This is a genomic window from Desulfonatronospira thiodismutans ASO3-1, from assembly GCF_000174435.1.
Classification (GTDB): domain Bacteria; phylum Desulfobacterota; class Desulfovibrionia; order Desulfovibrionales; family Desulfonatronovibrionaceae; genus Desulfonatronospira; species Desulfonatronospira thiodismutans.
The window spans coordinates 25,252-48,853 of the sequence record NZ_ACJN02000003.1; the positions used below are offsets into that span (position 1 = coordinate 25,252).

Consider the following 23,602-nt stretch of genomic DNA (forward strand, 5'->3'; position numbering starts at 1 on the left):
CAAGTGGTACTATATTCCAAGGCCAAAAATTATGTTGCCAGCCCAAAATAATTATGCTGCATGTCTTCATATCCCCCTGGTATCCATGAAGATATGAAGACCCCGCCAAATCCGGTTTATTTACATGCATATCAGCCTGTTACGAGAACTCGCAACATAAGGGACAGGTTAATTATTGCAAGCAAAACCGAAATTTGTTAAGTTTACTCCAAACCGCTCAACCACAAGCCTTCCAGGAGGTCCACCATGCCCAGAATAGCCAGATTTATCCGGGACAATCAGCCCAGTGTATACCATGTAATATCCAGAACCGCCCTGCAGGGCCTGCCCATCAAGGATAAAGACAATGACTTTCTGCTGGGCCTGATCAAAAAGCTGTCACAACTCTACTTTGTTGATGTGCTGGGATTCGCACTTTTAGGCAACCACTTCCACCTGGTAATCCGCATGTATCCAGAGTCTGATCCTACGGATGATGAAATCAAGGAAAGGTTGCAGAAATATTATGGAGATGAGCTTAATGTTACCGGGGTGCTTATATCCGACTACCGCAAGAGGCTGACCAACCTGGGGGCTTATGTGAAGGACATCAAGCAGGGATTTACCAGGTATTTCAATAAAAAGTATGGCCGCAGAGGCTTTTTCTGGGGGGATAGATTCAAAAGTATGATTGTTCAGGACGGGTTAAGCCTGGTTAATCTTCTGGCTTATGTGGACCTCAATCCTATCCGGGCCGGGATAGTAAAGAAACCGGAAGACTACCGCTGGTGTTCTCTTGGTTATCATACTCAGACCGGGAATAAGGGCGGGCTATTGTCCATGGACTTTGGCATGAAGGAATGGAATGAGTTTGATCCAAAAGAGATAGTTCGCAAGTACAGGCAGTTTGTATATGAAACAGGCGCTGTGGATGCGGGTAAAGGCAAGGTCATGGATAAAAAGATCGTGGAAAAGGCCCGGAAGAAAGGCTACAAAATATCCAGGACTGACCGGTTCAGGTATAGATGCCGGTATTTTACTGACTCCGGGGTGATCGGCGGGAAAGACTTTGTTCAGGAGGTATTTGATCAGGTCAAACACCTGCTGGGGTCTAAGGATACAAGGAAATTTACTCCCGTAGGCGGGGTTGAGGGAACTTATTCCATGAAGCGGCTTGGATAGACATCTCTTCCAAGCTCATGTAGTAATAATCTCATTCATTCAACAACAATATGGAGCCCGTGGCATGTACCAAAACACCCAGGCCCTGGACAAATCCCAGGACATAAAATTCACTCAGGTAAGTAACTACCACTTTGCAGCCAAAGAAAACTTCTGCCCGGTCTTCCTCCAGGAGCTGCCCCAGGTAGTAAGGGAATACTTTATCTGCTTCCCAAATAATCAGACAGACCTGCCCCACGCCCTCTTGGGCTTTCAGCAGAACACTAACCAGTACGTATCAGAAGACGGAAGCTGGCAAGCTGAATACATCCCAGCATACATAAGAAGATACCCGTTTATACTGGCCAAAAAGGAAGACTCTGCTCAAGACGAATTCACCCTGGCAGCCGACATAAACGCCCCGCACTTTGAGCAGGCCACTGGAGAGCCTTTATTCACCCTGAACAATCAGCCCACTGAGCTGATGCAAAATAAGATACAGCTGCTTAAAGGCATAGAGCAGCAGCGTATAATAACCCAGCAGGCTGTACAGGAAATAGAAAAAGCCGGGTTATTCAAAATGGAACAACTAACCATAAAGCTGAAAGACCAGCCCGTGGCCTCAATAGGCGGGCTTAGAATGATAGACGAGGAAAAACTGAAAGGCTTTACAAGCAATTACGGCCCCACCATGGAGCTGATAGCCGCGCACCTGTTCTCTAAGGCTAATTTGCAGTACGGCGTGCTTGCTGGTAAGAAGCGGGCTGTGCCAGAGCCTGGACCTGTTGATCCTGGGTTCAGCTTTGGGGATGATGATATAATAAGGTTTGACCAGTAAAGGAGAGTTATTAAAATGGCTACAATTACTATTGATGGAAAAGAATTTGATACCGATTGTCGTTGGGAAAAATAAATTCGGCATAAAAATATATAATAAGTAATATTTATAGCATACAAAATACAAAAATATAGCATCGCACCGTTGAAATTCAAACAGTTGGGAGCTGAACTTTACTTAAATAGAGGCATGTGGGGTAACAAAAGAGTTTTGACAGGAAATTTGGACGCAGGTGTGCCTTGTGGTCCTCTGTGCAATTAAGCAGATTGAATTTATGCCGCCCAGCGGTAGCTGTGATGAAACCCTCCCACCCAGGGGATGGATTCCAGATTGCAAACGCTTTTTTCTGCCTGCTTGAATTCTACAGGCTTAAGTACTGGGGGATATCCATCATTGGACATGTGGGGCCGGGCGTGATTGTAGAGAAAGTGGGGACAGGTTCTTTGAGTTGCCTTTTTTGCAAAGTCGATGTCTTTGTTTTTTATTCCCTTACGGTAAGCATGACCTTTTATTGATTGTTAAAAATGATTGGTTTCAGGCTGGGGGGTAGGTATGACCCCTCTATTGTTTTTGATTGAAGTGCTGGCCTGCACGGCAAGTATTCCGCTGCCTCTGCCCCTGGCCTGATTTGGGTGGCCGTAAAACTGTTGGCAGCGGTCTGTAATGTGGCCCAACGCTTTTGCCAGATCCTCATGTGTCCATTTTTTCCCAGATTCACTTTTTAGGTTGGCTGCAAACTGATGCCTCAAGGAATAAGGAGAAACTCCTTTGAACCCAAGATTATCTGCTGCCCGGCGGATGGCTTTTCTAAATGCTTCTTTATTAATCCACACCAGGCGGGGTTCTTCGTAGGCCAAATTGAAAAGTCTGTGCGCATCTTCGAGTGCAAACTTGAGAACCCGTTGCTTTTGCCCCTGTTTATTTTTAATATATTTAGCACCCTTTATAGTAACCTTAAGATGGTCATGGTCCACAGTCTCCAGCCATACACCCTTCTCCAACTCTGCAGGCCTGCATCCGGTTAACGCCATGATCAGGGCCGCATCCTGGTGTTGGATGGGGAGTTCATCGATGAGCTGGCCCACCCAATTACTGGGCAGTCCACGTAGAGCTTTTCTTTTTCCAGAAATTTTATCTTTTTTGTACGGTTTAGGTTGGTTACCTGGTGCTGGAGGATTAAGTCGATGTTGCTTTTCATAGTCTGGAGATAGTTTTTTCAGATCTTCGCCAAGCCTCAACGCCTCTTCCCTATATAACTTAACCTTGGTCTTGTCAGTTTTTTCCAGTTTGTCGGCCTCTTTCAACAGGGACCGGATCAGTAGAGAGGCACCATACTGGTAAGCTGCTTTGTATTTGTACCATGTCGTTTTTTTCAGATTCCTATTTTGAAAATACCTGAACAGACCGCCATTGGCGTAAATTCTTTTGAAAATTTTAAGCAGATGATTGTTTGTAGCCTGGTCATTATTTTGAGTGTAGTTAATAATATGAGTAGCAATAGCTCTTGCTGCTGACTTTGTCATAAGGAACCCTGTATTTTACTGACAGCTCATTTTATTCTTGAGCGACCAATAGTTTTTTTGTTTATCCAGTGGCGGCTTATCACTACGGCTTCCAGCCTCCGTGATTTCCATAAGCTGATCAGTTCAGCGTATTACGCTTCACTGATCAGCTTATGGAACCAGCCGCCATAAGAACGGGACAAAAAATGTGCCCGTTCTTATACAAATCTGTAATACAATTTTTGGCCAAACAACCCTCTAAGTTTAGAGGACAATCCTTTTCGTTGTTCAAGCCTTTCCTCCACTGCATAAATTAAAGCGTTCATTACGGAATTTTGTTTTCCAAATATTTTCTTAGCCCTTTAACTTCCTTGATCAGATTGTTGTGCGTTTTAATCAATTCTTTTAATATTTCACTGACTTGGCTCCAGTTACTTTTGTGTAAATTTTGTGAGTGCTCAATAATCCTGAATATAACATCTTCAATCTCTGTTTCACGCAACAACTTTTTCGTGATGACATTAGTCAAGGATTCATGAGATGACCTCGCCTCCTGCTCCAGCCTTTGATGCACGTCATCAGCCAGCCTTATACTTACTGGTTTCTTTGCTATAGTGTTCTTCAAAATTTGCTTCCTCTATATTAACTTAACTTGACTCTTGCATTAAATGCGTCAGATTAATTCCCAAGTCTTGTTCAGTTTCATCAAATCCCATGTCTTCTCTATCAGAACTTAAATCATGTTTTAATTTGCTTGCTACAAATGCAGCAATAATATTTTTTTCATCAATCCAGTCTTTGACTATATCAAATGCAATAATTAAGTTATCACTTTCTTCGTCAAAAATTATATTTGCACCGGATACAGCTGTTTGCTCGCACCACTCTTGTACAGCATCATTATGTAACATTGCATCCTTCATATTAACATATAGTATACCATCTTTTATGCAATTTTTTAAAATTCCCTTGGCATATGTGACTGGATATAACACTTCAAAAATCTGTTTTTGATGATTAAATCCAAGGCCATCTTCAGGTTCAGGTCTGTCCCCAATTTTCGGTATCCATTGATTAAGTATATCCATTGCGCAAATCATACTGTTTTCAAAAGAAGCGCTTGTACCATCGTAATCATCGAATATAGTCAAATCACCTGATTGTTGGATGTTCGCACTGTTCATCCAATCAATATTTTCCAGTTTTTTGATAAATTGCCTAGCTTTTTCCATGTACTAATCTCCTGTATTCATTATTTTTTCAAAAGAGCAAAATTTATTTGGATGTTTTTATATATTGCCTATGCTACATTGTTTAATGGGACACTGTTTACAGCATCCAAGAGTGTCTGGTTGGCCAGATGTGCATAGCGCATGGTCGTTTTAATCTGGGTATGGCCCAAAAGCTCGCTTACTTCGTAAATGCTGCGGCCAGAGTTGATCAGAAAGCTTGAAAAACTGTGCCTGAGATCATGTATCCGTACTTCTCCAAGTCCGGCTTTTTTCCTGGCTGTATCCCAGGACCTGAAAATGGCAGTAAATGGCTTTTGGGTGTCCGGGTTTGGAAAAACATAAGGACAGCCATCTACATATTTTATTTTATCCAGCACCTCCAAAGCGCTATCAGACAAAGGTATTGTTCGAGTTTTTCCGGTTTTGGTGTCTGTTCCTGGAATTTGCCATGTCCGTCTTTCAAAATCGAAGTTATGCCATTTTGCCTTGAGCACTTCGCTTTTCCTGGCTCCGGTCAGTAGCAGCATTAAAATAATTGGTTCTAATAAGGGGTTCTCACTTTCCTTCAAAGCCTTGCAGAGCCTGTCCAGTTCATTTTTATCCAGGTATCTGTCTCGCTGATTATTCTCTTCGGCTAACGTGACTTCTTTGGTTGGATTTGTCCGAACACCTGCTGTATCCCATTTCAGAGCCAGGTTGAAAATGTAGCGTAACAAAACGACCAGCCTGTTGGCGGTTGCAGGTTTGTAATCCGCAAGCAGACATTGCTGATGCAGGCTGATTATATGGTCTCTTTTTATCTGGTCCATGTGCATGCCTCCAAATTTGGGTATCAGATGATTGCGCAGCAAGATAACATCTGTTTTCCAGGACTTTTTGTATGATTTTATATAAGGCAAATATTCATGCCACACAAACTCTTCAAACGTGGGCACGCTTTGTAGCACTTTCTTCTCTTGCTGCGGGTCTTTCCCCATTGCCACGTCTCCAAGTATCTTGTGTCCCAGCTTTCTGGCCTGATTCACAGACAGATCGGTAGCTCTACCGAGCTTTATTTGCTTATAGCGTCCACGTAGCGTTTTATACCTAATAAAGTATGTTTTGACCCCTGTAGGTCTAACCTCCAGTATCAATCCTCTGCACTTTTGGTCATGTACCTTCAACTTTTCTTTTCCTTTAGAACACTTTAGCTTGTTAACATAATTTTGTTTCAAAAGTTTAACTGACATACATTGCTCCATACATATAATTTATATTGTTTTGATTATTAAAACAATTAAACCATCATGAATATCGTATGTCAAGTTCACATGAAAATATTTGATCTGATACGAAAACCTTTGTATACAACGTATTTGTACTGTTTAAATGCAAAAAAAGTGTAATATGATAAGAAAAAAATTATTAAAAAATATTGGCATTTAACACTTTGCTTTCAAAGTATAAAAATTCTTTTCTGTTAATATATAATGACAGCAAGTGTTAATATATTGAAATTTTGTGTAGTAGAGTGTAGGAGAAAGATGACAGGTAAGAATATTGTCCATTGTTAGTTGGAGTGAATCTACGAATAAATTATATTTGGCATAAAATTTTATATTTCATGCATTAAAATGTTATTGACTTCCTTGTCTTCTATGCCCAAATAACGCATAGTAACCGCAGGGCTGCTGTGATTGAACCTCTTGCACAGCAGCTCATAACCAACTCCATAGTGCACTCTCTGGATGTAGCCGAAAGTCTTGCGCAGTGTATGGGTGCCGTAGTTGCCCCGGAGGTTGATCTGCCTGCACCAGTCTTTGATCATCCTGTTGGCGTAGCTGACGGTCAGAGGGGCATTTCCTTTCTGGCTTTTAAATAGGAAGTCCCCCGGATCAGACATGGTCTGGGACAGATACGTCTGCAGGGCTTTGTGCGTGGCCTTGTTGATGACCAGGATGTTTGTCTTGCCTGTTTTCTGCTCCTTAACCCGGATGGTGTCTCCTGGTTTTACACCCTGCACGTCCATGACTTTAAGTTGCAGAAGATCGCCGATCCTAAGCCCGTTGTTTATGCCCATGGTGAACAGGAGGTGGTCCCTGGGGTTTCCAGATAAAAGTTTCTTGATGGACTTGATGTCTTCCTGGGATCTAATCGGTTCCACTGTGATGCTGGAACCCTTTTTGGGATGATTTGTGTTTGCCATTTTTAAATACTACCATAACAGTTCATTTATGTCAAGTATAATGATATAAATTGCATCTTAGTTGGCTAATTTATTTGTGCGTAGAGTGCATAAAAGTCTTTTATTCGTCTTTAAGCTATGATTGGCGTGGGTTAAGGCTGTTTTGAAAAATGCCAACTTTGTCCTAAAAGTTGGCATTTTGGGGCAATGCTTATATGTTCGTGCTGTGTTTGAGTGTAAATGTAAAAAACATCTTGCCAGCCTTTCTACTTTCAGATATAGGTCAACCCTATGAGCAAGAAGATTCCAAATGCACATGACATTTGTTTTAAAAGTTTTTTTCAGCCGAGAGGAGTTTGTCCGGGACTTCATCCAGTACTATCTTCCTGAGGAAATCAAAAAACACCTGGACTTGACAATCATTGAGATTGATATGGAAGGTTATCTGTCTGAGGAATTTAAAGAGTTTTATTCAGACGTGGTAGCCAAGGTTTATTTCAATGACAGGGTTCACGAGCTGGAACTGTATTTCCTCTTTGAGCACAAAAGCAAGCCGTACAGGTTCACCATACTGCAGACCCTGAATTACCAAGTGCAGAAATGGATGCGGCTTTTAGTGGAGGGTAAACTCAACCAGCACTTGCCAATTATTGTTCCGGTGGTTATTTATAATGGCTATAAGAGTTGGAATTTCAGTGTTCAGTTTGAAGACCTTTTTCAGCTGCCATCTGAGTATTACAAGGATTTCATTCCCCAGTTCCGGCATATTCTGCACGATATCGGACAGATGGATGAAGCTTCATTCAAGACGACCACCATAATGGAGATATTTCATCTGCTCTTGAAATACATATATTATCCTGAGCTGGATACTAAAATCCATGAAATTTATGATCTTTTGGAAAAATTGCCTGATAACGATAAGCTGACTGATTACCTGTTCATTATTGTCAGATACGTTATGGCTTCTGGTGCTATTCCAGAGAAGAGACTTCTTGAGCATGCCAAACGTTTTTCAGGGGGTGAGGAAATGATAGGTTTAGCCGCACGAGAAATAGAGGAGCGGGTTGAACAAACAAGAAAGCCTTATTGGCAGAAGCAAGCCAAAGTGGAGAACTCTCAAGAAATGCTGATCAAATCCCTAAAAATGAGGTTCGATTTAGTAAGACCGAGTATCAAAGAGCAAATAAGGTCTATCCAAGATGTAGATACCCTGAACGATCTATTTGAGATGTCTTTCAAGTGCTCCTCTATAGAGGAATTCACCGACCTCCTAGAAAAGGTAGCAGAAAATTAATACAATACTTAGTTTATCCCGCTCTGTAAGCGAATGAATGAGAAAAATATATGGGAACCATTGCTGGAATGTTTAGAAGAGAAGGGGATGAGAGGACGAAGTCAGAGTATGAAAACAGAATAAAAGAGTTGAAAAATGAATGGTTTGGTCAGGGGCATAAACATGGAAACCATAGCAGATATGTTGGAAAAGAGAGGGTATGATAGAGGATATGATACTGCTTATCAAGAAAAGCCGAAATGGGAAAAACAAGCCGAACTGAAAAACGCCCAAGAAACCCTCATAGATGTGGCTGGAGACTTCCACGGCCCATTACCGAATTCTCTCCAGGATAAAATCAAAGCTATAGACTCGATTGATAACCTGCGGACTTTAACCAGAAAGGTTTACAAAACCCAATCCCTTGAAGAGTTTACTGAGCTCGTAAATCGGGCAGCACAGAATTAACCTTTTCTATCCTGCCAGCCCAAAAGCCACTCTGTCCTTTAGCGGATAGGGTGGTTTTTTCCTGATTACCGGCTTTTATGTTTTGTGGTTACATTCCAGGCTCCAACTCTCTGCCGCCTATAGAAATTTCCCCTTGCCCCCACCTCCAGGATAGATTATATTATCTATATGTCGACTAAAAGAAACCAAGCTCCACACGAAGGACTGTTCCTGAAGATATTCCAGAATCTGGATAACGCCAGGCACTTCCTGAAAAAACATATGTCTGAAGAACTCCAGAAACGCTTTGACCTGAATACTCTTCGACTGGAACCTACAACTTATGTGGACGAGAAGCTCAAGAAGCACTACTCGGACCTGGTTTTCAGCGTACGATTGATAGGTTATAAAAACCAGTTCGCTAAGATTTACCTGCTTTTTGAGCACAAAAGTTCTCCTGACCCTTTGACTGGGGTGCAGGTACTCAAGTACATGGCTCTTCAGTGGTTGGATCTCCAGGAGCAGCATATGCTTGTGGATGGCAAGCTTCCTCCGATTATTCCCATAGTCATCTACCAGGGCCAGGAGGACGATAGAAATATGTGCTCATCTTTTCATGACCTGGTGGAAATGCCCTCGGAGTCATTCAAAGTCTATATCCCGGACTTTTCCTTTGCCTTTTTTAATGTTCGTGGTATAGATGAGGCCAAGGTTCGAGAGAAGATCCTGCTCAAGTTCTATGTGGAGATAATAAAATACCAGAACGACCCCAGTGTAAAAGAGATCCCTCCAAGGCTTGTTCGGGGTCTGATTGAGTCCTTGGGTCACAGAACCGCCTTGGAGTACATTGATATTTTCTTTAGGTATCTTGTAAAAAGCACTGGGTATCTGACCCAGGAAGACTATAAAAAGGCTCTGGAATTACTTCCAGAAGGAGGTGAGACTATAATGGAAACTTTAGCTGATCAGTGGAAACAGCAGGGCAAGGAAGAGGAAAGGGAAGCAATATTGCTTGAGAAACCTATATGGGAGAGGCAGGCAGAGTTAAAAAACGCTAAAGAAACCCTCATAGATGTAGCTGGAGACTTCTTTGGCCCTTTACCGAATTCTCTCCAGGATAAAATCAACTCCATAGACTCCATTGATAACCTGCGGACCTTAACCAGAAAGGTTTACAAAACCCAATCCCTTGAAGAGTTTACTGAGCTTGTAAATCGGGCTACTCAACATTAACTGCCAAGGTGGCTGTCCTTAACCAAAAGGATGGCCACCTATATTTCCGGCTTTTTGAAAAAAGAAAGCTGGTATTCTAAAGATATGACGGAGAATCAACTATGCACGTATTTGCAGATGGAATCAGTAAAGTGACTTTGTCGAATGGAAATCTGAGGATCATGCTGACCAACGTGGAGCAGATGATTCCACAGTTGAGGCCGGCACCATGATTATTCCGGCGAGCCAGGCGAGTAATTTAATGAACGGTTTGGCGAACAGTCTCAAGGAGCTGGAGGGTAGATTGAAAGAGGCCAGGGAGTAGCAGACTTAGCAGTAACTGATTAAGAGTCAGTAGGGGGTGTCTCTGCAGGCTTTTACCTTCATGCCCTTGCAAATTACACTCACACAAAGCTATCAGGCCTGCTCCCTCTTTTCATGGCCATTGTTTGGTTTGCTCTTGTACCGTCTGTTTATTTATGCTTTGGTGGTTATTGTTTACTTGAAGCTTCAAAAAAGTTATGTGGCTAAGACAAGGAGAATTTAGGCAGCAGATCAGTTTAAAAAACCTTGAACTTTATGGAAATTTAGGGTATATTGCAAACGTAGATTTGTCAGGTTTGGAGAACAAAATGCACTTTTGTTTTTTTGATCACAGATTAGAGCAAGGCTGGTCCCTGCACCAGGCCTTGGACCTGTCAATAATCTTGGGACATTCACAGGCTTATAGGCCCGTTTCTGCCTTTTATGGTGGGAGCGGGCTTTTTTTGTAACAAAATCTAATGGGAGGGGCTTATGAGTAAAGGCAGAGAGCTAACAGCAATGCTTAATGAGCAGCTGGAGTTAGGGATGGATCCTTTGGTAAAAGATTTTATGGGTTCCAGGTTTGATAGCGCCTTTTTTGAGGAAGATGAAGATGTTGATCCTTTAGGAGCACAGCTATATTTGACCAGCTGGGATGATAATGTAGACTTCTTAGATATCCAGAACCTTCAAAACGACCCCGATTTTTCAGGGTATTTTAAAAGTGAGGCTGAGTTTGATGTCGTGTATACAGTAACGGCAGCTGATGATGGGAGTTCTTTAGACGCAGATAGTGTACGTGAGGAACCTGCTAATTCTGTCCAGTTTGATTTTGAACCTTTTCCTAATGATGGAGCAACTGTAAGAATTGATAATTTTGGTTCAGAAGATCAACTCAAGACTAATGTAGACATCGATGACGACAAGTATGTCTGGGATACTCCTGAGAGTGATCAAATCCAGATTGGTTTTGATTGGGAGGAGGTGCCCGATAGCTACCTGGTCTACTTAAGAGGAGTAGATGAAGATCTTGTAGATGAAGTGTCATCTGCAATAGAGGCTGAGGATTCTACTCAGAAGATAATCAATTTAATAGGACAACATGAAGATTTTTCAACTGACTGGCTAAAACATGAACTCGACCAGGCAGGACTCTCCATCCAGTCTATAGATGTAACCCCGGAAGAACCTGAGCTAGGCCAGAGATTCACAGTAGATGTAACCCTGGAAGAACTGGTAGGTGTTGAGACTGAAAATCTGACTGTTAACCTGGCGATAGCTGGTACTGAGATAGATGAGACCATAGAGGTAGACTCACTCCAGGGAGCGCAGGCTAGTGTTACCTTTGAAGAACTGGTGATAGATGAGGCTGGGGAGTATGCGATTGAGGTTACGGCGGATGCGGATAATGCTGATGCGGTCACTTCCAGTTCGGTGATCGAGATAACTCCAGAGATTCGTGATGATTTTGCACTTACAGCAGAGCAATACGATTTAACTGATACTGACCTGGAAAATTTGGTTAATCAAGAATTTGAGCAAGAAGTAGCCATTGCAGACTGGTATGATATAGTTGATAGTTACGAGGAGGAGGGTATCGCTTTATTTGATTCTCTTGGAATGGATCCTGACGGTATAAGAAGTGCAGGCGTTTTGCGGGACGGAGAGCAGTTTTATGGTACCGGAGAGTCCAGGGCATATTTTGTTCGATTGGGCGAGGTTTCCGGTAGCTTTATGGTTCACGACAGCACAGAAGTAGACGGGTTGCCTTTGAACTTAGGATCATGGGATGTGACAAATCATGTGCTTGTCGAGTTAGATGTTGACGATCCTCCTGCCCAAATATCTGTAGATAACATAGAGATAGATCCATCCAGTCCTTCAGTAGGCGAGGATTTTACAATTGATGCTACAGTTTCCGAGATCGCCGGTGTTGAGACCGAGGATTTGGCAGTTTTACTGACTATCCATGATGAAGATGGCAGGGGTGTGTTGGGTAAATATAAATATCCCGGAGAGATTCGGGGGGAAAGCATCGATGTGGAATTTGACACTTTAGATGACGGCAGTTCGATAAGTTTGGATGATCCCGGTGAGTATGAGGTCGTGGTAAGTGCTCAAGCTGAAAACGCTGATCCGGATTTTGATTATGATTCAACATTTTTTACTGTTTACGAGGAAGGATATTCCCAGCTATTAATTGATTATGTGGAGGTAAATCCGTCCTCTTCTTCAGTGGGTGAGGAACTTACAGTTAATTTTGGAGTTTCCGAGATCGCCGGGGTAGAGACCGAGGATTTGGAAGTTATTCTAAATATTTATGATGAGAATGGCAATATGATGGGTTCGAACTTTACAAGGCCCGGAGAACTACAGGATGAAAGCATCGATGTGGAATTTGATACTTTCATTGACGGCAGTTCGATAAGTTTGGATGATCCCGGTGAGTATGAGGTCGTGGTAAGTGCTCAAGCTGAAAACGCTGATCCGGATTATGATTATGATTCAACATATTTTACTGTTCGCTCGGACTCGATACCCGATACAATAACTGTTGAAAAGCACGAGCTTTATGAAGCTGCCTCTGACGGGTCATTTACTGTTGAAAGACACAATACAGAGTATACCTTTTGGAAATCTGATAAAAATATCGATACCTCCAATATTACAAACATGTCAGAGCTTTTCGCTGGTACGGATTTTGATGAAGACATAGGTCACTGGGATGTATCCAATGTCACGGACATGAGCTACATGTTTTATAATGCCTATAACTTCAACAATGGCGGCAGTGGAAGCATTGATGAATGGAATGTATCCAAGGTTACGGATATGAGCGGCATGTTCCAAAATTCTAACTTAAGGCAGGATATTGGAAGTTGGGATGTATCCAGTGTTGAGTATATGAACTGGATGTTTCATGATGCCGAGCATTTTGGTCATAGCATGTTTAACGATACAATCGGAGACTGGGATGTATCCAATGTTCAAGGGATGAGTGGTATGTTTTGGGGAGCTAACGTGTTCGATCAGGATATAGGAAACTGGGATGTATCCAATGTTGAATACATGTATGCTATGTTCTATCAAACTATATTTGATCAGGATATAAGCGACTGGGATGTGTCAAACGTGGAAAATATGGTGTGGATGTTTGGCCATAGCGATTTTTATCAGGATATTTCGGGCTGGTCCGTTCCTGAAATAAGTGAAGAACCACAATATTTTGCTTATGGATCACCTCTGGAGGGCAAAGAAGAGTGGCATCCGCAGTGGGGGGGAAACCCCTACCTGGACGATCTCGTATTCACTGAAACCACTGGCAGCGAAAATTCAGAGCACCAAATCTACGAAGCCAGCGAGCTGGGCATGACCTTCAGCTACCAGGAAAAGCTACCTCTGGAGGAGGATCTGGACCTGGATGCATTTGTTATTCAGATCAGCGATGTCGAAGGCAATCTGGAGAATATCGGTATAGACAGCGCTGACGTGGATGGTGCTCACCTCACCCTGAACTTCTCGGATGAGCTCAACCTGGAATGGAACGGCGAACAATACGTCATGTTCAGCGAAGATTGGGAACTGACCGCTGAGTCCTTGGATGATTTCGGAGTGGCTGTGGACTACGAGGATGGCAACATTTCGGATCAGGAGGACTTCAATAAGAAAGTTGATCTCCAGGGCATTGCCCAGGAGTTTGAAGAACTCTGCGTTGCATAGTTAAGGTGGATGAGTATGGCCTCAAATCTTGCGTCGACAAGCGACTTTTGGAGATGATCTTTAGTCACCCGTATTCACTTAGTTGGGCAGTGATCTTCTACAGGAAGAAAGACAGGCTGAGGCATTACCTTGGATACTGGGCTGTGCTGTGAACAAGAGCTACAGTCAACAAATCCAAAGATGACCGATGATGCACGTATTTGCAGATGGTATTTTCGAAAGTGACTTTGTCGAATGGAAATTTGAGGATTAAACTTACCCAAAGAGGTGCAGATGATTCCACAGTTGAGGCCGGAACCATGATTATTTTGCTTCTCAAGCCAGTAACTTCCTGAACGGTTTGGCGAACAGTCTCAGGGAGCTGGATGAAAAGCTTAAGGCGGTGAGAGAGGAAGAACGGGAAGAGATCGAAGAGCTTAGTGCGCTGATTCGTAAGTTTGGTGATATATTTTATCGTTGGTTTTTCAAGCGCACATCAACATACCTAAATGCCTGGGCGGTTAGAATAAGAAGCAGGCTGCATAACCTGCAAAAGACACCAGGAAGGCCTTACATCCCAAGGTCTTCCTGGCAAGCTCAATCAATAATCTGAGATGTTATCGGGAAAAAAGTAAAACTTGGACATTTGGCTCATCCTGAATCTTTTAAAAATCAGGTGGATTAGGAAAGAAAAATAATTGCTTTACAACCATATCAATTTAAGGATAACTCTGCTGGCTTTTTTACTGCGCCCTCACATCCTTATAAATAGCCCTCACAGCCCCACACAGAGCTTCCAGCTTTTTATCCGATCCCTTTTTCCTCGTCTTTTTTCTTTCAGGGCATTTAAAAAGATGTGCCTGCAAAAGTCCATTTTGTACCAGACAGAGGTAGCCAAGCGATTGTGAATTTCCAGACAGGCTATTTATCGGGCTTTGAAGGATAGGAAGGCTGAATAACCACCTCATTCAGGTAGGTTGAAAAAGACATTGCGTTTTATGAATATTTACAGTATGCTTTAATTAAATTAAGGAGCATTGTGTGTTTTTAAACCATTTTACAGAGCAAGGCTGGTCCCTGCACCAGGCCTTGGACCTGTCAATAATCTTGGGACATTCACAGGCTTATAGGCCCGTTTCTGCCTTTTATGGTGGGAGCGGGCTTTTTTTGTAACAAAATCTAATGGGAGGGGCTTATGAGTAAAGGTAGAGAGCTTACAGCAATGCTTAATGAGCAGCTGGAGTTAGGGATGGATCCTTTGGTAAAAGATTTTATGGGTTCCAGGTTTGATAGCGCCTTTTTTGAGGAAGATGAAGATGTTGATCCTTTAGGAGCACAGCTATATTTGACCAGCTGGGATGATAATGTAGACTTCTTAGATATCCAGAACCTTCAAAACGACCCCGATTTTTCAGGGTATTTTAAAAGTGAGGCTGAGTTTGATGTCGTGTATACAGTAACGGCAGCTGATGATGGGAGTTCTTTAGACGCAGATAGTGTACGTGAGGAACCTGCTAATTCTGTCCAGTTTGATTTTGAACCTTTTCCTAATGATGGAGCAACTGTAAGAATTGATAATTTTGGTTCAGAAGATCAACTCAAGACTAATGTAGACATCGATGACGACAAGTATGTCTGGGATACTCCTGAGAGTGATCAAATCCAGATTGGTTTTGATTGGGAGGAGACACCTGATAGCTATCTGGTCTACTTAAGAGGGGTAGATGAAGATCTTGTAGATGAAGTGTCATCTGCAATAGAGGCTGGTGATTCTACTCAGAAGATAATCAATTTAATAGGACAACATGAAGATTTTTCAAATGACTGGCTAAAACATGAACCCGACCAGGCAGAACTATCCATCCAGTCTATTGATGTAACCCCGGAAAAGCCAGAGCCAGGAGAGGAATTCACAGTAGAAGTGAATATAGAAGAACTGGCAGGTATTGAGACTGAAAACTTGACTGTTAACCTGGCGATATCTGGTACTGAGATAGATGAGACCATAGAGGTAGACTCACTCCAGGGAGCGCAGGCTAGTGTTACCTTTGAAGAACTGGTGATAGATGAGGCTGGGGATTATGATTTTGAAGTGACCGTAGGGGCGGATAATGCTTCTAAGATAAAACAAGCTAAAGACTTTGAAATCACAGATGATGGACCAGGGGATAGCTTTGTGACTGCCTTGGATATAGGTGAGCTGGGCCTGGGAGATAGCTTGTCCAGACAAGATTTCGTAGGCGATGACCTGTCCAGGCATTATTACAGGTTTGAACTGGTAGAGTCTGCAAAAGTAGACATTGAGCTTTTATATGACTACGCTGACGATGGTAATCTGTTTATGACCCTTTACGATTCTACAGGTGTCGGCGGAGTAATAGATGTTTCCGAGACCTACGATGACAACGAGTATATCCAGGCGGAACTGGATGCAGGAATGTATTACCTGGAGGTCGAAACACAGGGATGGGATCATGAGAACGACTATGAGCTGAATCTGGATGTTCTTGATATGGATGGGGCATATTTCACTATTAATCCAGAAGCGGTTGAACTTCATAAGGTCTGGTTGTTTGACGGGGGGGCCGCTTCCAGTGTCAGCAACTTAGCCGTGGATCACGAGGGCTACGTCTATAGTGCTTCCCTCGATGACACTTTGCGAAAGATAGATCCCGGCGGCAATGAGGTCTGGAGTTACGATGAGCATAATGATGCTGTCTGGGCAGTAGCTGTGGACCATGAGGGCTACGTCTATAGTACTTCTAGGGATAAAACCGTGCGAAAGATAGATCCCGATGGCAATGAGATCTGGAGTTACGATGGGCATACTGATTATGTCAGTGGGGTAGCTGTGGACCATGAGGGCTATGTCTATAGCACTTCCTTGGATAGAACCGTGCGAAAGATAGATCCCGATGGCAATGAGATCTGGAGTTACGATGGGCATAGCACTCTCATCTCTGGTTTGGATGTTGACCATGACGGTTATGTATATAGTACTTCACGGCATAGAGATGGCAGCGTGCATAAGATCGATCCTGAGGGAGAAAAGGTCTGGTCCTACGAAAAAGACGATAGAGCGTTTTATGATATATCCTTGGCAAAGGATGGTTATCTTTATGTTGGAGGTTGGGACTATACAGGAGGTTTTTTGAGCAAGTTGGATCTTGAAGGCAGCAAAGATTGGTTTCTCGAGCCGGACTATAGTAACGCTAGCATCAACAGTATAGCAGTAGGTGAAAACGACTTTGTTTATTTTTTCCAAAGAGATCTATCTTTTTCATATATAAGCAAGTATGATCCAGGGGGCAGTGAGGTTTGGTCTTTTAAAGCAGAGGATATAGGAATAGAAAGCAGCATCACCAGTTTAGTTGTGGGGCCTGATGATCTTATCTATATTGGTAATAATTTAGGAGAAGTGCTCAAACTAACACAGAAAGGCAATTTTGAAGATCAAAGCGTAGAAATGGGAGCTACTGCCACATTCTCTGCCCTGATAGAGAATGAAGGCGAAAATTCAGGGAGAAGGGATGTCACCCTGTCTTTTGTAGACCCGGCCATAGACTGGAGTGCAGAGCAAAGCCTTGAGCTGGATGCAGGGGATTCCGAAATGCTCAGCTTTGTGGTGGATTCGGGAGAGCTGGGTTTGGAACTTGGCGAGTACGAGCTGATACTCAATACTGGGGACGAGACCCAGGCAGCCAATCTGGAAGTTCTAGATCCTGTAGAGCTTTCCATTCAATCCATAGACATAGTCACCGAAGGAGAGGTAGGTTCCAGTGTTCAGGTAGATGCCATAGTAGGGCATACAGGAGGGGCTCAAGAGGTTGTGTTTACAATTACCCAGAACGGTACCGTCGAGACTGTCATTGTAGACCTTGAGAGCGACACTCCTTATGTAGAAGATATCTCTGGTGTATTTGATAATACCAGCGACTTTGAACCAGGAGCTGTGGACTTAGAAGCAAGGGTGGTTGAAGGTGCAGAGGTAGAATCTGATACTAAGACTTTCGGCCTGTATGAAGACGAAAAAAACCGGGAATTCCAGTGGCAGTGGGCTGACACTGACAAGCCTCCTTTTGATATGATTGGGCATACCATTGTTGACCATGATGGGCTTGATCCAGGAACATTAGGCACTGGAACCGGCTTTATGATTAGCCCCAGACATATTATGACTAATGCCCACGTGTTGTCGGAAGAAGATTGGCATTCTGATTTGTCTGAACTGAACTCTGTTGATTTTTACTTGGGTCGAAATGGTGGAACAATAGAGAGTGGGGACAGGTTCTTTAAGTTGACTTTTCTACCCTATTTCGCTAAATTCCTTTCAACCCAGCAACCACAAGCCTTCATGGAGGTCCAACATGCCCAGAATAGCCAGATTTATACGGGACAATCAGCCCAGCGTATACCATATTGTTTCCAGAACAGCCCTGCAGGGACTGCCCATTAAGGATAAAGACAATGACTTTCTGCTGGGCCTGATCAAAAAGTTCAGTCAATTCTACTTTGTTGATGTGCTGGGATTCGCACTTTTAGGCAACCACTTCCACCTGGTAATCCGCATGTATCCAGAGTCTGATCCTACGGATGATGAAATCAAGGAGAGGCTACAGAAATATTATGGAGATGAGCTTAATGTGACCGGGGTGCTTATATCCGACTACCGCAAGCGCCTGACCAACCTGGGGGCTTATGTGAAGGACATTAAGCAGGGATTTACCAGGTATTTCAATAAGAAGTATAACCGCAGAGGGTTTTTCTGGGGGGATAGATTCAAGAGTATGATTGTTCAGGACGGGTTAAGCCTGGTTAACCTTCTGGCTTATGTGGACCTCAATCCCATCCGGGCAGGTATTGTAAAGAAACCTGAGGATTACCGCTGGTGCTCTTTGGGCTACCATACCCAGACCGGGAACAAAGACGGCCTGCTGTCCATTGATTTTGGGATGAAGGAATGGAATGAGTTTGATCCCAAGGAGATTGTCCGCAAATACAGGCAGTTTGTTTATGAAACCGGCGCTGTGGATGCGGGGAAAGGCAAGGTCATGGACAAAAAGATCGTGGAAAAAGCCAGAAAGAAAGGCTACAAGATTTCCAGAGTAGAGCGTTTCAGGTACAGATGCCGGTATTTTACCGATTCTGGTGTTATCGGCGGCAAGGACTTTGTTCAGGAGGTCTTTGACCAGGTCAAGCACCTCCTGGGTTCCAAGGACGAGCGGAAATTTACTCCGGTTGGCGGTGTGGAGGGTTTGTATTCTATGAAAAGGTTAGGTGAATCTTGAGCTCAACTTTTTGTTAAAAGCTGGGATTATTCTGGGCTTTGAACTTGTCCTTGTCATTCCCCATTTCATGCATGGTATGTTTTGGGCAATTCAGCGCGTCATTTACCCATTTCAAGCAATGCACAATTTGGGCAGCGCTAAATAAAAAGTTAGCATTTAGTCCTGTTTCTCCGCCTAACAGAAATTTCCCCTTGCCCCCATCCCCTGGATAGACTATATTCTCTGTATGGCGACTAAAAGAAATCAAGCTCCACACGAAGGATTATTCCTGAAGATTTTTCAGAATCTGGATAATGCCAGGCACTTCCTGAAAAACCATATGTCTGAAGAAATCCAGAAGCGCTTCGACTTGGATACCTTGCGACTGGAACCTACAACTTATGTGGACGAGAAACTGAAGAAGCACTATTCAGACCTGGTTTTCAGCGTACGATTGATAGGCTATAAAAATCAGTTCGCCAAGATTTACCTGCTCTTTGAGCACAAGAGTTCTCCTGACCCTCTGACTGGGGTGCAGGTACTCAAATACATGGCTCTTCAGTGGCTGGATCTCCAGGAACAGCACATGCTTGTGGATGGCAAGCTACCTCCGATTATTCCCATAGTCATCTACCAGGGCCAGGAGGACGACAGAAATATGTGCTCATCTTTTCATTACTTGGTGGAAATGCCTTCCGAGTCCTTCAAGGTCTATATCCCGGACTTTTCCTTTGCCTTTTTCAATGTTCGTGGTATGGATGAGGCCAAGGTTCAGGAAAAGATCCTGCTCAAGTTTTATGTAGAGATAATAAAATATCAGAACGACCCCAGTGTAAAGGAAATTCCTCCAAGGCTGGTACGGGGTCTGATTGAGTCCTTGGGCCACAGAACCGCCTTGGAGTACATCGATATTTTCTTTAGGTATCTTGTAAAAAGTACTGGGTTTCTGACCCAGGAAGACTATAAAAAGGCTCTGGAATTACTTCCAGAAGGAGGTGAGGCTATAATGGAAACTTTAGCTGATCAGTGGATGGAGCAGGGCGCTCAGAAAGAAAGGCACCGGGCTGAAGAGTGGATAAAGCAGGAAAAGGATAAATGGGAGAGGCAAGCCGAGCTCAAGGCTACTCAAGAAACCCTCATAGATGCCGCCACCGAGCAATACGGCCCTCTATCCGGTATGCTCCACGAGAAAATCAAGTCCATTCAATCTCTGGAGAACTTAAGAGCTCTAAACAGAAAAGTGATCAAAACCCAGTCCCTCGAAGAATTCACTGAGCTCGTAAACAGAGCAGCACAGAACTAACCTTTTCTTTCCTGCCAGCCCAAAAGCCACTCTGTCCTTTAGCGGATAGGGTGGCTTTTTTTGTTTCTACTGCACAGCATAGCTTGCCAGATTACCGGCTTTTATGTTTTGTGGTTACATTCCAGGCTCCAACTCTCTGCTGCCTATAAAAATTTCCCCTTGCCCCAGGGCCAATTTATGCTCACAAAAAAATTCAAAAAATTTATAGAATTAACCCCAAATCCTGGACAAGTGCTCGAAAGTTTGTTACAAGGGGCTCGCCATGCACACAAAGCCCCGTCCTTCATATTTGCTCAGCGTAAGGCTGCAACCAATCAAAAGGGAGCAGGAAAGCCTGTTCAAGTCCTTGATGGCCAAGCATCACTATCTTGGAGCCTCGCCTAAAATCAGCGAAACACTCTGGTATGTCGCCACATACTCTGATCAGTGGGTTGCCCTGCTTACATTCTCGGCTGCAGCCTTGAAATGCGCGGCCAGGGACCGTTGGATTGGATGGGAATATCGGCATCGGTTTGACCGCTTGAAGCTTCTGGCCAACAACACTCGTTTTCTTATTCTGCCGGGCTGGAATCTGCCAAACCTGGGATCTCGCATCCTATCGCTTTGTGCAAAGCGCATCTCTTTTGATTGGCAACAACATTTTGGCCACCCACTGCTGCTCCTGGAAACCTTTGTAGATCCCAGACGTTACACAGGCACTGTATACCGCGCCTCAAACTGGACAGAGCTTGGACTGACCAAAGGCTTTAAAAGAGTCGGCCAAGGATACAGTGCCAAACCTTCATCCCCCAAACTCATCTTTGTCTTGCCGCTTCAAGCCAACGCCAGAAAACTGTTGTCTTGTGCCATTCTTAACCCAGCATATCAAAAAGGAGAACCCAAAATGACCATGAATGCTAAACAGATGGAATCACTCCCGGATTACTTCAAAACTGTCACCGACCCTCGAAGAACACATGGACGCCGTCATCGAATCTCTACAGTTCTGTCCATTGCAGCAGCAGCCACCCTGTGCGGAATGAAAGGCTACAAGGCCATTTATGGCTGGGCCAACAAACTGGGACAAAAGGCCCGGCAACGGTTTCGGTGCCGCAAGGAAAATGGAAAATATGTTATCCCCAGTCAGTTCGTCATACGTGATGTTCTAGTCCGTGCGGACCCAGTTGAATTAGACCTGGCTGTGCAACGCTTTAATGAAGATCAAGGCCTCGAAGACACTTGTCTGGCTTTTGATGGCAAAACCATGAAAAACGCCATTGATGAAAATGCCCGGCAAACCCATATTGCCAGTGTTGTTGGCCATGAATCCAAGACCACCCACACCCAAAAAAAGTAGGTGCTCTGCCTGCAGAGGATGATGACCAAGAAACGAAGCAGACAAACGAAATCGGGATGTTTATCCCCATCTTGGAACAAATAGAAGTCTCCGGGAAAACTATCACCGCCGACGCGCTTCTTACTCAGAAAAAACTGGCCGAATACATCGTTGGGCGCAACGCAGCCTACCTTTTTACCGTCAAAAAAAACCAGCCCACTCTCTACTTCGACATCAAGAACTACTTTGAACACCGCAAAGAACCTGACTATTGCCTCCAAGATCCACCAGGTCATGGCCGAATAGATACCCGCTCCATATGGACTACCACTGAGCTAAATGAATACCTTGAATTTCCCCATGTCGGCCAGGCGTTTTGCATTCATAAAAAAAGCTATGACCCAAAAACCAATAAAGTCTGTGAAAACACTTTTTATGGCGTAACCAGCCACCATCCAAATAAGGCTGATCCTGCCAGAATATTACAAATCCATCGTGGACATTGGAGTATTGAAAACAGCAAACATTATATCCTTGATTGGACTTATGACGAAGACAGAAACAGAATAAGAACCGGCAACGGCCCTGCAAATACAAATCGCTTGAGAGGTTTTGCCATAGGCTTGCTCAAGTCCAAAGGAGTTAAGGACATCGCTCAAAAAGTGAGAGACCTGCACCAACAAATCAGGCCCGTTCTGGACTATTTCAAGATGACAAAAAATTCTCAAAAACACAGAACATAACAAAGGAGAACAAATTTGCCGTGCCCCTTGCCCTCAGCCCCTGGATAGATTATATTATCTATATGTCGACTAAAAGAAACCAAGCTCCACACGAAGGACTGTTCCTGAAGATTTTCCAGAATCTGGATAACGCCAGGCATTTCCTGAAAAAGCATATGTCTGAAAACTCCAGAAGCGCTTTGACCTGGATACCCTGCGACTGGAACCTACAACTTATGTAGATGAGAAGCTCAAGAAGCACTACTCAGACCTGGTTTTCAGCGTACGATTGACAGGTTATAAAAACCAGTTCGCCAAGATTTACCTGCTCTTTGAGCACAAGAGTTCTCCTGATCCACTTACAGGCGTTCAGGTGCTCAAGTACATGGCTCTTCAGTGGCTGGATCTCCAGGAGCAGCACATGCTTGTCGATGGCAAGCTGCCTCCGATTATTCCCATAGTCATCTACCAGGGTCAGGAGGACGACAGAAATATGTGCTCTTCCTTCCATGCTCTGGTGGAAATGCCTTCGGATTCCTTCAAGGTCTATATCCCGGACTTTTCCTTTGCCTTTTTCAATGTTCGTGGTATAGATGAGGCCAAGGTTCGGGAAAAGATCCTGCTCAAGTTCTATGTGGAGATAATAAAATACCAGAACGACCCCAGTGTAAAGGAGATCCCGCCAAGGCTTGTTCGGGGTCTGATTGAGTCCTTGGGTTACAGAACTGCCCTGGAGTATATTGAGATTTTCTTTAGGTATCTTGTAAAAAGCACTGGGTATCTGACTCAGGAAGACTATAAAAAGGCTCTGGAACTACTTCCAGAAGGAGGTGAGAGTATAATGGAAACTTTAGCTGATCAGTGGGTCCAACAAGGTAGGCAGGAAGGCAGAGAAGAGGTTTTGCACGAGAAGGATAAATGGGAGAGACAAGCCGAAGTCAGGGCTACTCAACGACTAATTGTAGAAATCTTGACCGAACGGTTTGATGTAGTAGGTTCAGGATTGACCCAGAAGATATACTCGATTGAATCCCTGGATATATTGAATGGCTTGTTCAGAAAAACCCAAAGAGTAGGTTCCCTGGAAGAGTTCAGTAAGTTAGTGGATAAAGCCCTGGAGGCTTGATAACTATTGTAATAAAAGCCACCCTGAGCCCATACACCCAGGGTGGCCCACATCCC

General features: G+C 43.7%; 19 protein-coding genes and 4 pseudogenes. 16 read left to right on the plus strand and 7 right to left on the minus strand.

The genetic code is table 11. The features are described 5' to 3' along the window. The first annotated feature begins 246 nt into the window (after positions 1-246). Together DTHIO_RS11865 and DTHIO_RS19835 are read left to right on the plus strand one after the other, a co-directional pair. The gene (locus tag DTHIO_RS11865; protein ID WP_008870523.1) at positions 247-1,161 is read left to right on the plus strand and encodes a transposase; all 915 of its coding nucleotides are present in this window, start codon (positions 247-249) and stop codon (positions 1,159-1,161) included. A 64-nt stretch (positions 1,162-1,225) separates the two neighbouring features. Continuing rightward, a complete protein-coding gene (locus DTHIO_RS19835) occupies positions 1,226-1,978 on the plus strand; it encodes a SapC family protein (protein WP_008870524.1) in 753 nt (250 codons plus the stop codon). Between the two features lie 272 nt (positions 1,979-2,250). Here the strand turns inward: DTHIO_RS19835 and DTHIO_RS22715 are convergent, their stop codons facing one another. From DTHIO_RS22715 to DTHIO_RS11900, 7 genes and pseudogenes are all read right to left on the minus strand, one after another. Then, entirely contained in the window at positions 2,251-2,379 is a 129-nt protein-coding gene (locus DTHIO_RS22715) for a hypothetical protein (RefSeq protein WP_279614625.1), read from the minus strand. A gap of 117 nt (positions 2,380-2,496) precedes the next feature. After that, positions 2,497-3,501: a tyrosine-type recombinase/integrase gene (locus DTHIO_RS11880; RefSeq protein ID WP_008870525.1), complete on the minus strand. Its 1,005-nt coding sequence runs from the start codon at positions 3,499-3,501 to the stop codon at positions 2,497-2,499. Between the two features lie 304 nt (positions 3,502-3,805). Beyond that, positions 3,806-4,105: a hypothetical protein gene (locus DTHIO_RS11885; protein WP_008870526.1), complete on the minus strand. Its 300-nt coding sequence runs from the start codon at positions 4,103-4,105 to the stop codon at positions 3,806-3,808. 22 nt (positions 4,106-4,127) lie between these two features. After that, positions 4,128-4,712, minus strand: coding sequence for a hypothetical protein (locus tag DTHIO_RS11890; protein WP_008870527.1), 585 nt, complete (start codon positions 4,710-4,712; stop codon positions 4,128-4,130). Between the two features lie 68 nt (positions 4,713-4,780). After that, positions 4,781-5,521 carry a site-specific integrase gene (locus DTHIO_RS23110; RefSeq protein WP_244156395.1) on the minus strand — a complete coding sequence of 247 codons (741 nt, stop codon included), beginning with the start codon at positions 5,519-5,521 and terminating at the stop codon, positions 4,781-4,783. Between the two features lie 150 nt (positions 5,522-5,671). Beyond that, a pseudogene (locus tag DTHIO_RS23115) lies at positions 5,672-5,953 on the minus strand (Arm DNA-binding domain-containing protein); the annotation flags it as partial. Positions 5,954-6,306: 353 nt separating this feature from the next. Beyond that, complete coding sequence (locus tag DTHIO_RS11900) at positions 6,307-6,897, minus strand: site-specific integrase (RefSeq protein ID WP_008870529.1); 591 nt, start codon at positions 6,895-6,897, stop codon at positions 6,307-6,309. 295 nt (positions 6,898-7,192) lie between these two features. On the opposite strand from DTHIO_RS11900, the gene DTHIO_RS11905 reads away from it, so the two are divergent. The 14 genes and pseudogenes from DTHIO_RS11905 to DTHIO_RS11980 all read left to right on the plus strand — a co-directional run bounded on the left by DTHIO_RS11905 (position 7,193) and on the right by DTHIO_RS11980 (position 23,546). Further along, on the plus strand, positions 7,193-8,173 hold the full coding sequence (locus DTHIO_RS11905; protein WP_161598668.1) for an Rpn family recombination-promoting nuclease/putative transposase: 981 nt from the start codon (positions 7,193-7,195) through the stop codon (positions 8,171-8,173). Between the two features lie 50 nt (positions 8,174-8,223). Beyond that, complete coding sequence (locus DTHIO_RS21465) at positions 8,224-8,376, plus strand: hypothetical protein (RefSeq protein WP_153305073.1); 153 nt, start codon at positions 8,224-8,226, stop codon at positions 8,374-8,376. After that, positions 8,336-8,620, plus strand: a pseudogene (locus DTHIO_RS11910) (hypothetical protein); the annotation flags it as partial. The gene DTHIO_RS21465 and the pseudogene DTHIO_RS11910, both read left to right, overlap by 41 nt. A gap of 168 nt (positions 8,621-8,788) precedes the next feature. Then, on the plus strand, positions 8,789-9,832 hold the full coding sequence (locus tag DTHIO_RS11920) for an Rpn family recombination-promoting nuclease/putative transposase (RefSeq protein ID WP_008870532.1): 1,044 nt from the start codon (positions 8,789-8,791) through the stop codon (positions 9,830-9,832). Between the two features lie 101 nt (positions 9,833-9,933). Then, positions 9,934-10,136: pseudogene (locus tag DTHIO_RS22445) on the plus strand (hypothetical protein). Between the two features lie 470 nt (positions 10,137-10,606). Further along, positions 10,607-13,834 carry a BspA family leucine-rich repeat surface protein gene (locus DTHIO_RS20840; protein WP_008870535.1) on the plus strand — a complete coding sequence of 1,076 codons (3,228 nt, stop codon included), beginning with the start codon at positions 10,607-10,609 and terminating at the stop codon, positions 13,832-13,834. A gap of 190 nt (positions 13,835-14,024) precedes the next feature. Beyond that, positions 14,025-14,240, plus strand: a pseudogene (locus tag DTHIO_RS21695) (hypothetical protein); the annotation flags it as partial. A 768-nt stretch (positions 14,241-15,008) separates the two neighbouring features. Further along, complete coding sequence (locus DTHIO_RS19845; protein ID WP_050775191.1) at positions 15,009-18,269, plus strand: outer membrane protein assembly factor BamB family protein; 3,261 nt, start codon at positions 15,009-15,011, stop codon at positions 18,267-18,269. Further along, complete coding sequence (locus DTHIO_RS11950) at positions 18,181-19,101, plus strand: transposase (protein WP_008870536.1); 921 nt, start codon at positions 18,181-18,183, stop codon at positions 19,099-19,101. The genes DTHIO_RS19845 and DTHIO_RS11950 overlap by 89 nt, the downstream gene beginning before the upstream one ends. A 226-nt stretch (positions 19,102-19,327) precedes the next feature. Beyond that, positions 19,328-20,383: an Rpn family recombination-promoting nuclease/putative transposase gene (locus tag DTHIO_RS11960; protein ID WP_008870537.1), complete on the plus strand. Its 1,056-nt coding sequence runs from the start codon at positions 19,328-19,330 to the stop codon at positions 20,381-20,383. A 262-nt stretch (positions 20,384-20,645) separates the two neighbouring features. Further along, positions 20,646-21,719 (plus strand): Druantia anti-phage system protein DruA, encoded by a 1,074-nt coding sequence (locus DTHIO_RS22450; RefSeq protein ID WP_050775192.1) that lies wholly within the window; start codon positions 20,646-20,648, stop codon positions 21,717-21,719. Between the two features lie 71 nt (positions 21,720-21,790). Further along, on the plus strand, positions 21,791-22,441 hold the full coding sequence (locus tag DTHIO_RS22455) for an ISAs1 family transposase (RefSeq protein ID WP_161598669.1): 651 nt from the start codon (positions 21,791-21,793) through the stop codon (positions 22,439-22,441). 62 nt (positions 22,442-22,503) lie between these two features. Then, positions 22,504-22,662, plus strand: a complete 159-nt coding sequence (locus DTHIO_RS22460; RefSeq protein ID WP_244156372.1) for a hypothetical protein — start codon at positions 22,504-22,506, stop codon at positions 22,660-22,662. After that, a complete protein-coding gene (locus DTHIO_RS11980) occupies positions 22,641-23,546 on the plus strand; it encodes an Rpn family recombination-promoting nuclease/putative transposase (RefSeq protein WP_244156396.1) in 906 nt (301 codons plus the stop codon). The genes DTHIO_RS22460 and DTHIO_RS11980 overlap by 22 nt, the downstream gene beginning before the upstream one ends. Positions 23,547-23,602 lie beyond the last annotated feature (56 nt).